Below are 14,858 nucleotides of genomic sequence, written 5' to 3'. Positions count from 1 at the left end.
ACACAAAGGCCAGCGCCAAAGAGTAGCCCACCGTTGAATAAAGAACGTTTTTCACCATTACTCAAATATGTTGTTGCCGCCATTATCGCGCGCACGGCAACTGGTGGCGCTATTGTGGCCATCGTATTGCTTGCTAGAAACCTTGAACTTGATGGAAAGGCAGCGGGAATTTTAGCGGCATGCTTAACGCTGCCTCATTTGTTAGGGCCAGTATACGGGCGTTGGTTAGATGGGGTTTCGCAGCCTAAATATCTCATTAGTGCAGCGGCGTTGAGTTATACCTGCTTTTTTCTATTGGCTATATTCAGTTTTGAAATGCATTTTGCTTGGCTGTTGGCGTTTTCGTTGCTGATAAGTGGTGTTTGCAGTTCGTTTATTATGGGGGGCTTGGGTACTCAATTGCCGAGTTTAGTTAGCGCAAGCAATACGTCTCTTAGAAAAGCGCAAAGCTGGGACACCATTACCTATGGGGTAGGGCACACATTGGGCCCATTTATTGTTGCTTCTTTATCGGCGCTGTTCTCAACAAAGGTTGCTGTTAGTGTGCTGGTGTTCACGCCTCTGTTAGCTGGCATACTCATTTTAACTTTCCCTAAAAAGCATGTACTGCCAAAAGCTGGCGCCTCACTAGACATAGGGTTTAAAAGCGTGTTTTATGCGTTTAAAAACTCGAGCGCACTGTTACGTACGATGGTGATGACATCGGGAGCAGCATTTAGTATTGCAGCCTTACCCGTGTTAGCCGTTTATCTTAGCGAATATTGGCACCACGCAGAGCATCATGGCGCTTATCTGGTCACGGCATACGGGGTAGGAAATTTAAGTGGTGCGCTAATTCTCATTGTTAGGCCACTATCGAAAGAGCCACTTACGTTGTTAAAACGAGCAGGAAGCTTTTTGATGTTGGCGTTACTGGCGACAACCCTAAGCCCTTCTTTTGTTCTTGGGGCAGCGGGCTACTGGTTATGTGGTGTAGCCAATGCCATATTCTTTACTTCCAGCCTAGCGGCACGAACGGAGTTTGCCCCTGTACATAGCGCGGCGCAGACGTATATGTGGGTTGCCGCTGCTAAGGTAGGCGCAGGTGCAATAGGCGCCCTAGTCGCTGGAACCTTACTGGTACATGGGGTAACAGTCCCGCTGGTAACATCTTGCGCAACCCTCGCACTCATTCTTATCATGTGTTTTGCTATATTCAGCGTGCAAAAATAGCCTTTAGGTTATACGTTTACCTTTATCGTTATCAAAATAGCAAATTAAATTAACTAGTCTTATTTATTACAATTCATTTAATAAATGAGCCACTCCTTGTATGTTGGGAGCACGGAGGTAATATACGGTATGCATAATAATTAACAAAAAATTAGTAATTCATGAAAACGTTATCCCTAATTTGTGCCACAGTAGTACTGACCGCGACACCGGTATATTCAGCGCAGACGCTTTATCAAGACTATCCTAGTGATATTACGCCTGAACTAAGTGAAAAAGGTACCTATAACGTGGGCGTTAAAACCTTAACCGTTAACTATCCTAAGCCCGTCGTTACTCTACAAGGGCAGGTTGTTGACCGAGCGTTGAAACTAGAAGTTTGGTACCCCACCACTGATAGCGGCGCGGCCACAACGTATGAAAATCAAACCCGTAGTGGTAACGAGTTTAGCATTCAAGCTGATGCTATTCGCGATGCCAGTGTGGCAGAAACGCAAGGCAGTTACCCTGTTGTTGTGTTGTCGCACGGCTATACGGGTTATCGCACAATAATGTATTACCTTGGTGAGCACCTAGCGTCTCATGGATATATTGTGGCAGGGATAGATCATACCGACTCTACCAACGAAGATGTAGATTTCGCCAATGCCCCTTATGCTGGCTTCCCTAGTACCTTATTGAACCGTTCGAGAGATCAAGTGTTAACGTTGAATGCGGTGAGTGAACATGCGCTATTTAGCGGTGTAGCCGACACCCAAAACGCTGGGCTCATTGGCTATTCTATGGGGGGGTTTGGGGCGGTTAATACTGTTGGCGGCTGTTATAACTTTGGAGCAGAAGCTACTGCTAGCTTTACTGGGGTAGCAGATCCGGCGGTGATCAGTGCGCTACAAAATGTACTTAATACTTGTGCCGGTGGCAATGCTGACGCTGAAAGCGTAGATACGCGTTGGAAAGCGGCGATGGCGTTAGCGCCTTGGGGCGGTCAACATAAAGTGTTTTCAGAAGACGCACTAAACAATGTTCGTGTTCCCATGCTATACGTTTCTGGCGATCATGATGATATTTCTGGTTACCAAGGTATTAAGTGGCTATTTGAAAATACAGGAAACGAAAACAGTAAACTACTGACGTTCCAAAATGCCAGACACAATATTGCTCCCCATCCGGCCCCTAAAGAAGCATTTGGAAACGAATTCGATATTGGTCATTATTTAGAGCCAGCGTGGCGTTCAGAAACCATGAATGACATAAACGAACACTTTGCATTGGCTATGATGGAATGCCATGTGAAAGGAAAAGCTGATTTTTGTGCCTATTTAAATGTTGAGGGCGATAGTGGGCAAGTTGCTGTAGAAGGAAAAGTGCCAGAAGTCTGGAAGGGCTTCGACAATCGTTATGCGTTAGGTTTAATAATGGAAAGTAAACCTAAGAAATAGGCGTCACCTTTACTATCTCCAATGATGAAAAAATACCGTAAAGGCCTAACCGTGTTAGGCCTTTTTTTGTTTCGCGTTGTGTCATACCCATAGGCAAACGGTTCATTCTGGCAAGACATGCTTTGTTACTTATTCAGTTCGAGAAGTCGTATTAAGCATGCTAATTTACTACTTCACGCTTATTCATTTAAGGCAAAGGAATGTTCCTCCAGCGAAATCAAAACAAATTAACTGTTCTCCATTGTTTGTGTCTGCCTGCTATTACTGCGTTTAAGGGTACAAATATAGCCGCTTTGCTGTGTTTATCATTCTTTGTGTCATTTGCGAACGCTAGCGCATTACCTTCTGACGACGTATTAGACGCTATGTTTCAAGCGCAGGATTATGAAAGTATAGTGAACGCACTTGAGCCCATACCATCAAAGACCCCGAAGCAATATAACGTGTTAATTTCGGCGTTAATGAATACAGATTTAGATGATGCTGAGGATATGGCGGCTCAATTTGTTGACGACCATAAAGACAATTACCGCGCTTACCATATGCAGGCTAACGTGATGGGGGCACAAGCAATGGATAGTGTTTTTTCCGCCCTAGGTTATGCCAAAAAAGCCAAAGCGAGCCTACAAAAAGCGATAGAAGTGGCGCCAGATGAAATTGAGGTTTATCAGGCGTTAATGCAATTTTACATAATAGCGCCGTCTATCGCTGGTGGCGATATAGATGAAGCTAAAAAGCTTGCTGATAAAATTACGCAAATGGATGCACTAGAAGGCAAATTTGCGACAGCAACAATTTATGCCGCAGACGATAAAGCTGCTGAAGCAAAAGCAATGTTAATTGAGCTTAGCGAAAAGCCTGAATTCGAAGTTCGGGCACGTTTTGAGCTTGGTCGATTGCATATAGATGGTGAACAATACGATGACGCGATAGCAGCGCTAACCCCTCTATTAAACACTAACGTAGTTAAAGCTCACAAAGCAGATGAACAAGCATGGAACACGTATTCTGAAAGTAAGTTTACCCAACTATATGGCACTTATCGTATAGGTTGGGTGGCAGTAGAAACCAGCCAATATACTAAGTCGGGAATTGATGCGCTTAACTACTACTTGGCTGAATTAGAGGCGACAGATATTGATACTCATCAGTTGCCAAGTAAGAATTGGGCTAACTTACGTTTAGCCGAGCTGTTCCTAAATGCTGATGATGTTTCAATGGCATCTAGCACCCTTGAGAAAGTGACAAAAGACGGTGATAAACGTTTGGCAAAAATAATGAAAAGCCTCAAAAAACAAATAAAAAAGCGAACCTAGTGGTTCGCTTTCTTTTCTCAATCATCGCCTATTCGATTAGCACTTATTAAACCAAATATTTTATTAGGCCAAAGCTAATAAGTATTCAAGTTTTTACTATGGTTTAGACGGCTTTAACGGTGTAAATCAGCGAAGTTTGCGGGAATAAAACCGGCATTTGCATACCGTATTTCATTAACGCTTCACCGCTAAATACTTGCCCGTCTGTTTTTTGCAAAATAGACGGTGAGTACTCTTTCAATGTACCCGGCCAAACCCGTTCAAGGGTATAGGACTTATCGGCATCAAGCCCGGCAAAATAGAAACGAGATGGTGTAGTACGCCCTGTTTCTTTCACACTATTGTAGGCAAAAATTCCCTCGGCTTTGTCTTTTGATACATAACCAAACTTCACGTTAAGGCCATCATCATCCATGCGGTATAAATCGCCACCGTGGGTAATATGACGATACTTTTTATACAGTGAAATGGCCGATTTCAGGGTGTCTTGTTCATGCTCAGTAAGCTCACGGGGGTCCATCTCAATACCCATGTGGCCAAACATCGATACCGCAGAGCGGATCTCAATCGGTAAATTACGGCCAGTAATATGGCAATCGCGAGGGCCTACGTGTGCGCCCATCACTTCAGAAGGGAAGAAGTAAGAGAAGCCGCGCTGTATGTACAAGCGGTCTAACGCGTCGTTAGAGTCTGACGTCCAAAAACGGTCGGTGTGAGGTAATATACCTAAGTCCACACGGCCCCCGCCTGAACAACAGCTTTCAATTTCAATACCCGGATGTGCCGCTTTAACGCGATCGATTAACGTATACAAAGCCGCCATTTGGCCATGCATAGCTGGTTTGCCTTGTAGGTTGCCAGGATGATTTACATCGCGGTTCATGTCCCACTTAATGTAACTAATTTTAGGGTAAGTGCTCAGTACGTCGGTAATCACCTTGTACAGGTACTCAACCACTTCAGGGTTGGTTAAATCAAGTACGTACTGATTGCGAAAGGGTACATGGGGGTTATTCTTGGTGTGCAACGCCCATTCAGGATGTGCGCGGTACAAATCGCTATCTGGGTTAACCATTTCAGGTTCAAACCATATGCCGAATTCCATGCCTTTATCGGTAACGTGGTCGATAAGCCCATCTAGCCCTTCTGGGTAGATAGCTTCATCTACTGTCCAGTCGCCTAAGCCAGCTTTGTCATTTCTTCGGCCCTTAAACCAGCCGTCATCTAGTACAAAGCGCTCTATCCCTAAGGGGGCTACTTTGTCAGCAAGGGCTTTAAGCGTGGCTTCATCATGGTCGAAATAAATGCCTTCCCATGTGTTGTAGTGCACTGGGCGGGGCTTGTGCTGTGCACTGGTGATATCAGCGCTGTGGGTTAACACATTGCTTCGAATAAAATTATGAAACTGCTGGGAAAGGGATGAAAAACCAGCGTCGCCAAACCCGGCATAAAGCACGGGTGACGTATAACTTTCACCTGCATCAAGCGTTACTTCACCAGGAAATAATAGCTCGCCAAATTGAACGTAGCTTCTGCCATCAGCCATCATTTCCGCACGGAATTTATGGTTAGCTGAAGCACCTAAATGGAAGCCGAAACACTCACCAACTAGCTCACCGGTTCCATTAGCAAACGCGATTAAGCCTGGGAAAGTATCATGAGAAGTTTTGCCGCGGCGGTTTTCACGTACATAACTACCGAAGAACAAGTCATGGTCGGCAGTTTGGAATTCATTAGACCATCTTCCTTCAAAGCTTTTAATCTTGCTCATGGTCGTTGGTAAGGCAAGGCTGGCAGCGTTTAAGTAATTTAGCTGTAAAGTGCTTTCACCTTGGTTTTCGATACTTGAGGTAAATGTGGCCACGGTTGTTTCAGCATCTAATACAACCCGTGTAACTAACTGCATTTGTCTGTCGGCATCAACCGCAGTAAACGTTAAGCTGGTATCGGTTTGCTCAATATCCGACAAGGTAAATCCTGCCGACCATTGATCTGCATCCCCTGAAATTTCTAAACCAGGTGAACCGGTAACACCTTCACCATGGGTGGGAACTAATGAGATAGGTGGCTCGATAACCGGCGCACATTTCGCTTCTTGGCGAGAGTTAAGCAGCGCTAACATGTCTGTCGTTGTTGCATTGTTCAACTGCTGGCCATAGTAAATCAGAGTAGGCATGCGCCCTTGGCAGTCGAAAATTAAAGTCGTTTTTGCGTTGTCTAAGCGGACAAAAGCCGTGAGTGATGACATGTTAACCTCTCAGGTTTTAAATATGATTGAATACCGCACACCCATTTATATCGCATGTATAACATAGAAAAGATGCGGAATAAGACGTTTATCTAAATTGGGTAAAACGTTTACATTGCGTGTAAAATACCATGCTCGTTACTTCTCCACCAATAATTAGTTGGTAGTTTTTAGCCCGATTTTAACCACAGGGTTGTTCGCATTTTTAGTGAGTTGTACCAAGCGGTTGTATTGCCTAAGTGAAAGCATCATGGCATTTATTGCTACCAGTAACCCTTGGGTATGCAATTGGTGAATAATATCTGCGTTTAGCTGCACTAGCTTATCTTCATTAATAGTCATAAGCCCTGTGCTTTCACGGGGTTCGCCATTTTCAAAATGTAAGGTGATTGATAGATTAGATAGCAACTCAAGGTCGGTTAAAGCCTGAATAAAAGCACTTGCTTGTTGAGAGCCGCTCGCTAAGTTAGATAGCATACTTTGATACTGTTTAAGACTTGCAGATGGGGAGCCATCTGATGCAAATAAAGCACTGGCACCTTCGCTACTATTGTTAGAAATCAAAGGGCTGTCTTCATCAAACAATACGGTGAGTTTGTCTTGTTCAACAGCGTAATTGAATGGGTAGCTTTGGATGCTCAGCGGCACGGCATGACCCATCCATTCAGTGTCGCTACAATATACGTTACCAAACTCGGGCCAGCCAACCACAGCCGCTAACGTATGAGAATGGTTTGCGTCATTTGCAGTAACCACTATAGGCATACAGCCGCTAATACTGGCAATCTCATTGAAGCCTAAGGACACTAAATTAAACTCGGCGCTGTGGCTAAACCTTTTATCTGCCTTTATACAAAGGTTGCGATGTGCTTGGTTATCTAACGGCGTATATGACGACATAACAATACCTGATGGTTAAATTAAGGTGTATTAGGCTTAATACTTATTAAGCATTGTATCAATTAATCCACGATGAGAAGGAAGGCGCGCTATCAATTGAGCGATTAGGGCTTTATTCAGTTGCAAATGTTTATCGGCACCGTCGTATTGGCTCATTGAACGCACATATTGGCTCAAGTCGGTTTTATGTGACATTCCATAAAGTATATAGCGATAGCTTTGTGCGCTAAATACTTCATCTCTATCAGTAAAGTCGCTATCGAGAATAGGGCGGTATTGCCACTCTTCAAGCAAAGATGCTAGCCGTTGTGGAATGCTCTGTGGTGCTCTGTTTGCTAACCAAAAATCCTCGTTACGATTACTAAGTACATAGTGCAGTTTTAAAAACGCTATAGTGCTTTGCCACTTATAAGCTAGCGCTTCATTAAAGCGGTTCGCCACGTGGGGCATCACCTGTGTATAGGGGGGTAATTGCTCTGCAAGTTGAATTGCGCTTTGCTCAATTAACATCAGTGATGAGGCCTCAAGGGGTTCTAAGAAGCCACTAGATAAACCTATAGCTACGCAATTTTTTTCCCAGAAACGTTTTCTATAGCCAGTTTTATAATTAATTTTTCTAAAAGTAGAAGGTAACTCTTCGTCGGGATTTATCGATTTTAGATAAGCCGTAAACGTTTGAGTTGCCTCGTCGTCTGATTGAAATTTTGACGAATAAACGTAACCGGTGCCCCGACGATTTTGCAAACCAATGTCCCATATCCAACCTGCTTTTTGCGCGGTAGAAAGGGTGTGACAAGCAATAGGCTGATGTTCATCAGAATATGCAATTTGATGCACTAAAGCTGAATCTGAAAACAATACAGAGGATGCATCTTCCATGGGAACATCTAGTGCTTTTTCGATAAGATGTGCACTAAAACCCGTGCAATCAACAAAAATATCACCGCGAATATGGTCATTATTTTTTGTGACGACGTGCTTTATGCCAGCGTCATCAGTAGCAACATCGGTGACATCATCAATAATATGTTCGACGCCCAACTCTTTCTTACAATGTTCACGCAATACGCTAATGAATTTACCGGCATCAAGATGATAGCCATAATTAGCACTGAAATTTTGTTTTGAATGGGCCGTTAATTTGGGTGCTAGGCCATGTTCACACAGGCTAGGTTGAAAACACACATCTGAGGCATATTCGTGTAATGCAGTGTTACACAACCAGTAAGGGGTTATATCTACAGTAGCCGAGCCTTGGGGCGCGCTAAAGGGGTGGTAGTATCCAGTGCGTTCCCCTTCAGTGTGCCAGTGAACAAACTTACTCGCCTGTTTAAAGGTCGCACTCGCCTGTTGGACGAGTGCAGCTTCTTCAATTCCTATTTTAGCTAGGGTGCTGCGCATAGTAGGCCAAGTGCCTTCACCCACACCAATAGGATGAATCGAATCAGATTCAATAACCTTTACAGACAAACGTGCGCCGGTGGAGCCTTGTTTAGAGTGGGTAGCAGCCAGCAGACCAGCAGTAAGCCAACCCGCTGTGCCTCCGCCCACAATAACAACACTATTTACCGGCGTCATACGCTGCGCTACCTAGTCTGCATCTACCAATCTGCCGCGCCATTGCGCCGATTGTCTAAATACGAGTTTATTTACACCCAAGGCTACACCAATACAGCAAATTAAGGTAACCAACATAAGGTGAATATAATGCAAACCAAAGGGGGCGTGCACGAAGCTAAAGAATGAATATAGTAACACGCCAAAGATAACAGCAGTAATGCCTGCATATGGGTTAACGTTATTAAACAACAAGCCGACTATAAAAATAGAAAGTATAGGCATGCTAAGCAAACCATAGAGTTGTTGTAACAAGTTAATGATACTTTCGGCTTGCGCGTAGATAGGCACCATTACCAGTGAAACTACAGTAAGAATTGCGGTAACAATTCCACCTAACTTGGCCACTTCAGGCTTTTTGTTCACATAAGCTTCGTGTATATCGCACACGTATAATGCCGTGGCTGAGTTTAGATTGCTGTTATATGTTGTGAGTACCGCCGCCGCTAATGCAGCTGCGAATACGCCCGACAACCAATCAGGAAGTACGTCACCTACTAATGTTCCGTAGGCTGCATCGTTTATGTCGCCATAAAGTTTGAATGAGATAATGCCAGGTACAACAATGATGCTAGGAACAATAATAAAGCGAATGATAGCTGCTGCGTACACCCCTTTTTGCGCTTCCTTAATATTGGGTGCAGCCATAGCACGTTGTGTAATGGTTTGGTTAGTACTCCAGTAAAACGTTTGAATAAAGATCATACCGGTTAATAGTGTTTGCCACGGTAACGGTGAGTCTGCATCGCCAATTAACGTTAGGCGCTCAGCGGGAATGCCCGAGAAATCAAAGTCGATAGCCACCATGGCTAATATCACTACCACAATAGCCATAACCAGCAACAACACCCCCGAGTAGGTATCTGATACTGCCACTGCGCGTAAACCACCGAATATGGCATACAAGGCACCAATAATGGCAAAGGCTGTTGCCACGTACATTAGAGGCACATCTAAGTTAAACATATTTATCATGAATAACGAGCCAGAATAAATAACCGCAGGCATGAAAATAAGGCTACTGCCTAAGAAGAAAAGTAAGCCGATAAGCGCACGAATATGCTTATTGTTATATCGCTTTTCTAGTAATTCGGTCGTAGTTGTACACTGGTAATGGTAATAAACGGGAAGAAATACACGTGCAAGAATAATAAGACCAACAACAGCGGCAAATTCCCACCACGCCAGTAACGCCATTTGGTTACCGTTCATACCCACCAATTGGTCGGTACTTAAATTAGTTAACGTAATAGAGCCCGCGACAAAGATCCATGTAAGACCGCCGCCAGCTAGAAAATATTCTTTAGTTTCACTTGCCGTACTGTGTCCATGTCCGCGGCACTTAATATAGGTAAGTAAGCCTATAAGCGCAGTAATAACGAAGAAAACGATGATTTGGATTAAGCTGCCTGACACAAAAAACTCCTCAGCAGTAGAAACAACAAAAAGGGGGCCGGTTAGCCCCCTTTCATTCTAGGTTTAATTAGAAGTTAGCACGTACACCAACCGCATAGCGAGCACCATCATTCACTTGTTGAACGAACTGCTCAGAAAGGCGACCACGACGGGTTAACTCTTCTTCTGTGATATTGATACCTTCGAAGAATACCGTAACGGTTTCGTTAACATCGTAGCTAACACTCATATCTACCTGGGTATAAGTCTCTGTGAAAAGAGGCTCTGTTCCACCCAGTGAACTTACTGCTTCTTGCATGAAAGTTTCACGGTTGTTCAAAGCAACACGTGCTTGAAACGCGTCTTTTTCATAGAAAAGCGTAATGTTTTGAGAGTTACCTAAACCCGGTAAGCTGAATTCAGCGTCTGAGTTTACGATGGTGGCATTAGCTTGAATACCGAAACCATTTTCTAGCGTATGTAACCATGCTAGCTCTAGACCTTCTACATTTAGCGTTTCGCCGTTGCGTGGACGAAGTACGCTAAATACATACTCTCCGCTGTCTAAGAATAAAGATTCTTCTTCAGTAGATGAAGATATAAAGTCTTCCACTTCTTTATTGAAAGCGGCTGCTGAGAAGTAGCTAGTGTCATCGTAATACCATTCTAACGACACGTCCCAGCTGGTAGCTTGGTAAGGCTGAAGTTCAGTATTACCGGCTTGCGCTTGAAGGTTACCAGGACGAGATACTGTTACGTTAAATACAGGTACTAAATCGTCCATCATTGGGCGGGTTAGTGTTTCTGAGTACGCGTAACGTAGGTATAAGTCGTCGGTTAATTGTAGTTTAACGTTTACATTAGGCAACAACGAAGAGTAGCTATTCTTTTCGTTAATTGGCGTACCAACATCGGTAGCGTAAACAATATTGTAATCTGACGGATCGTTCGGAATAGGCTGAAGATCTTGTACTTCTTGTATGGTTCCATCTACCGAAGTATCAGTTTCTGTATAACGGAAACCAAAGTTGATATCTAAAGGTAAATCAGAAATTTCTGTTTGGAAGTAGAACTGTGTGTAAACACTAAGAAGCTCTTCACCTACTACGTACGAGTCTGCGCTTGGTTGTGGGTCGCCAATGTTGGTCGCATCTAGTGTCGCGCGAACATCATCAAACGATAAACCTGTTGCATCAGCAATTTGCTGTGCAGCCGCGTCGGAGTTTGCATAATCAAAGAAAGCTTCAGGATCGTACGTTAACCATTGGTTAGGTACGCCAGCGAAGTAGTTCTCTGCAGTGAAAACAGTTAGCAATTCATCTGGGAGATCGAAGTTGTAACCACAATAAACGTTACAGGCTGATGCGAAACGACGAGTGTTATCTTTTTCACGATCTTGGTAGTAAACACCGAAGTCCATCTTATAGAAGGCATTATCTGAATCAGGTACCCACGTAAAGTCGGCGCGGTACTCTGAAATAGTATCTTCAGTATCAAAACCGTTACGCTCATTGTAGTGCATGCGGCCTAAAGACGGAGTTTGAAGTGCATCGGCGCCGCCATCTACCGATAGTGTCGGTGTGGTGCCAGAGTAGTCAACACTGTAAGCATTGTTGTAACCCACAACGGTGAAGAAGTTATCACCACCACTGTTGTCTTCTGCCGTTGATGTTGAAAGGTCAAAAACAGCAGTTAGGTTATCATTTACTAACCATTCAAAATTTGCGCCAAATGCCTGAATTTCAACGTCACGACCATAGCGACGACGGATAAAGTCAGTTGCACCACCGACGCCTTCAACTAATGTGCTATCTAAGCTAGTTAGTGAGCCGTTTTCGTTGAAGGTCATGTTGTCTAAGTTGCTATCAGTAAACCAGTGACCCACACTGTGAGCATCTGAATCAACCTCGAATTTAGAATAAAGACCATCTAACGTAAGAGTCATGTCATCATTCGGAGCATATTGAACCACTAAGTTTCCAGATGTTCTTTCACGATCTACCAAGTCAACAATTTGGTCAAAGTTCTGTGGAACGTAAACGCCATTGTATTGTGAACTATCGGCATAGTCTGGGTTATCCAGTTCTGAACGATCTGTGATGCTAACACCTGGACGCCAGTAGCGTGTTTCCAACATGTTTGTTTGAAGCTTACGTTGCTGGAAGGAAGCAGCAGCTAAAACGCCAAGCTTGCCATCCATAAAGGTATTGGTAACAAGGCCAGATAATTGTGGTGTTGTTTCCTCTGAAATGTCTTCATACATGCCTTTAACGCTTGCTACGGCTTTAAAGCCATCAAATGCGAAAGGACGTGCAGTGGTAACTTCAACAGTCGAACCAATACCACCTTCTTGCATTGATGCTAGCGGGCTCTTGTATACCTTTGCACCACTAATTAATTCTGCAGGAAGCGTGTCGAAGCTGAACGCTCGACCTTGGTTCTCAGTAGCTATTTGACGACCATTTACCAATACGGTGTTAAATTCTGGGCCGAAACCACGTACTGTAATGAATTGTCCTTCACCGCCACTCCTATCGATAGCAACACCAGTAATGCGCTGTAGCGACTCTGCAACGTTTTGATCTGGAAATTTACCAATATCTTCAGCTGTAATACCGTCGTAAACAACATCAGATGCTTTCTTATCTAACATTGATGCTTTTAGAGAGCTGGTAAAACCTTTAACTTCAATAACTTCAACTTGTTCTTCAGAAGGTGTCGCTTCTTCTTGAGCGAATACCAACGGGGCGTGTAAGGCAGAAGCAATAGCTACACCTAGTAGTGAGCGTTTCGCCATTGGGCCTAATAATGATGTGTTAATTTTATGTGTCACTGTGTTTTCTCCGTGAGTAGGCTATTTTCTACTTAGTTAGCGTACAAATAGCGTAATAAGTATGTTCGGATCAAGATTATTAACATTCTTTTTACACATTGCGTAACCTAAATTTCTAATTGTTTTTATTAAGATATTGAAATTAAAGGCTTTTAAAAATTAAGGAAAAAGGTAAACGTTTTCCTTAATTTTTGATAGTAACACAAATTTACATTGTAATGACAATGTTATAAAAATATTTTTTTATATTAAAAGCGCGGTTTATTACCGCGCCATATAAGGGAGGAGTAAATTAACTGCAGCGAATGCGAGCAACGGCGTTTTTCCAACCGTCATAGGCCTTGTCACGCTCTTCTTTTGAAAGCCGAGGAGTGAAAATACTGTCACTTTTCCAGCACTCGGTAAGGGAATCTACCGACGAAAATATGCCAGCTTGAAGGCCAGCAAGGAATGCGGCGCCAAGCGCGGTGGTTTCGGTAATTTCAGGGCGTTCAACTTCGGCGCCTAATACATCAGACAAGAAGCCCATTACCCAATCGTTTCGAGACATCCCGCCGTCTACGCGGATAGTTGTTGGCCGTGCACCATCACTTTCCATGGCCTTTTGTAAGTCTTTGGTTTGATAGCATACCGATTGCAAACCCGCGGCAACAATTTCGCTAATACCGGTGTCTCGAGTTAGGCCTAAAATTGCGCCTCGTGCATCGGGATCCCAATAAGGTGCACCTAATCCGGTAAATGCTGGAACAAGGAAAACACCATTATCTTGTCGTGCTCTTTGCGCCAAGGCTTCGGTTTCGGAAGCATCGTCAATCAGCTTCAAGCCATCTCGTAACCATTGTACGGTAGCGCCTGCCATGAAGATGCTGCCTTCTAAGGCGTATGTGGTTTTCCCGCTTAAACGATAGCCTACCGTAGTTAGTAGGCGGTTCTTAGATTGAAGAGGCTTGTCGCCTGTATTCAAAATCATGAAGCAACCCGTACCATAAGTACTCTTTGCCATGCCTTTTTCGAAGCAAGCTTGGCCTACTAATGCAGCTTGTTGATCGCCCGCAACGCCTTGAATTGGAATAGCTTGACCAATAATATCTTGACTAATAGTCCCGAATTCATCAGCGCAATCCATGACTTCAGGAAGCATTGTTTTGGGTATATTAAAAGTGCTGAGTAATCGCTCGTTCCAGCATTGTTCATTAATATCGAACAGCATGGTGCGTGAAGCATTCGTGGCATCGGTTTTATGTGATTCGCCATTGGTTAAACGCCAAATTAAGAAGGTGTCCACCGTACCAAAAAGAAGCTCGCCTGCTTCGGCTTGTTCTCTAGCACCCTCTACATTATCTAAGATCCACGCCAATTTAGAGGCTGAAAAATAAGGGTCTAGCAACAAACCTGTGGATTCTGTGATATGCGCCACCAAACTTTCATCGTCATCGAGCTCTCGACATTGCTGAGCGGTACGTCTGTCTTGCCATACAATGGCTGGGTACACGGGCTTTCCTGTGTCTTTGTTCCAAACCAATGTGGTTTCGCGTTGGTTAGTGATGCCAACCGTAGCGATATCTTCAGGTGATAACGAGCACTTATCAAACACCTGCTTCATGGTGGTGGTTACGCTTTCCCAAATTTCTTCAGGATCATGCTCAACCCATCCATCTTGAGGGTATTTCTGAGAAAACTCTTGTTGCGCAACGGCTACAATGGCGCCGTCTGGCGCAAAGATAATGCTACGTGAACTCGTGGTTCCTTGGTCTATGGCAAGAATGTATTGGCCCATGACACGTCTCCTGAACATAATTTGCTAAGAGTTTGCACCATTTACACCTGTTTAACAATGCTATATTTTCGAAAACGAACATTTGGGTGTTCGAATTGCCATAGGCAGGCAAAGGTGAACC

The 14,858-nt window shown here is 43.9% G+C and carries 9 protein-coding genes; 3 read left to right on the top strand and 6 right to left on the bottom strand.

What is annotated here, in order from left to right; translation table 11 throughout:
- The first annotated feature begins 33 nt into the window (after positions 1–33).
- The 3 genes from JKP82_RS02940 to JKP82_RS02930 all read left to right on the top strand — a co-directional run bounded on the left by JKP82_RS02940 (position 34) and on the right by JKP82_RS02930 (position 3,967).
- The gene (locus JKP82_RS02940; protein ID WP_159528028.1) at positions 34–1,212 is read left to right on the top strand and encodes an MFS transporter; all 1,179 of its coding nucleotides are present in this window, start codon (positions 34–36) and stop codon (positions 1,210–1,212) included.
- A gap of 161 nt (positions 1,213–1,373) precedes the next feature.
- Positions 1,374–2,651: an alpha/beta hydrolase family protein gene (locus tag JKP82_RS02935; RefSeq protein ID WP_159528029.1), complete on the top strand. Its 1,278-nt coding sequence runs from the start codon at positions 1,374–1,376 to the stop codon at positions 2,649–2,651.
- 200 nt (positions 2,652–2,851) lie between these two features.
- Positions 2,852–3,967 (top strand): tetratricopeptide repeat protein, encoded by a 1,116-nt coding sequence (locus tag JKP82_RS02930; RefSeq protein ID WP_218395787.1) that lies wholly within the window; start codon positions 2,852–2,854, stop codon positions 3,965–3,967.
- A gap of 103 nt (positions 3,968–4,070) precedes the next feature.
- Here the strand turns inward: JKP82_RS02930 and JKP82_RS02925 are convergent, their stop codons facing one another.
- The 6 genes from JKP82_RS02925 to glpK form a co-directional block, all read right to left on the bottom strand.
- A complete protein-coding gene (locus tag JKP82_RS02925) occupies positions 4,071–6,215 on the bottom strand; it encodes an alpha-galactosidase (RefSeq protein WP_218395785.1) in 2,145 nt (714 codons plus the stop codon).
- Between the two features lie 156 nt (positions 6,216–6,371).
- Entirely contained in the window at positions 6,372–7,115 is a 744-nt protein-coding gene (locus tag JKP82_RS02920; RefSeq protein ID WP_159528032.1) for a SapC family protein, read from the bottom strand.
- Between the two features lie 36 nt (positions 7,116–7,151).
- Positions 7,152–8,693, bottom strand: coding sequence for a tryptophan halogenase family protein (locus JKP82_RS02915; RefSeq protein WP_218395783.1), 1,542 nt, complete (start codon positions 8,691–8,693; stop codon positions 7,152–7,154).
- A 12-nt stretch (positions 8,694–8,705) separates the two neighbouring features.
- Entirely contained in the window at positions 8,706–10,148 is a 1,443-nt protein-coding gene (locus JKP82_RS02910; RefSeq protein ID WP_159528034.1) for an SLC5 family protein, read from the bottom strand.
- 67 nt (positions 10,149–10,215) lie between these two features.
- A complete protein-coding gene (locus tag JKP82_RS02905; RefSeq protein WP_159528035.1) occupies positions 10,216–12,960 on the bottom strand; it encodes a TonB-dependent receptor in 2,745 nt (914 codons plus the stop codon).
- A 292-nt stretch (positions 12,961–13,252) separates the two neighbouring features.
- Positions 13,253–14,737: a glycerol kinase GlpK gene (gene glpK / locus JKP82_RS02900; RefSeq protein ID WP_218395781.1), complete on the bottom strand. Its 1,485-nt coding sequence runs from the start codon at positions 14,735–14,737 to the stop codon at positions 13,253–13,255.
- Positions 14,738–14,858: the final 121 nt, after the last annotated feature.

The sequence above is a fragment of the Alteromonas lipotrueae genome (assembly GCF_019249215.1).
Lineage (GTDB): Bacteria > Pseudomonadota > Gammaproteobacteria > Enterobacterales > Alteromonadaceae > Alteromonas > Alteromonas lipotrueae.
The sequence above is the reverse complement of the archived record's forward strand: the minus strand, read 5'-3'. Positions and strand labels throughout refer to the sequence as shown.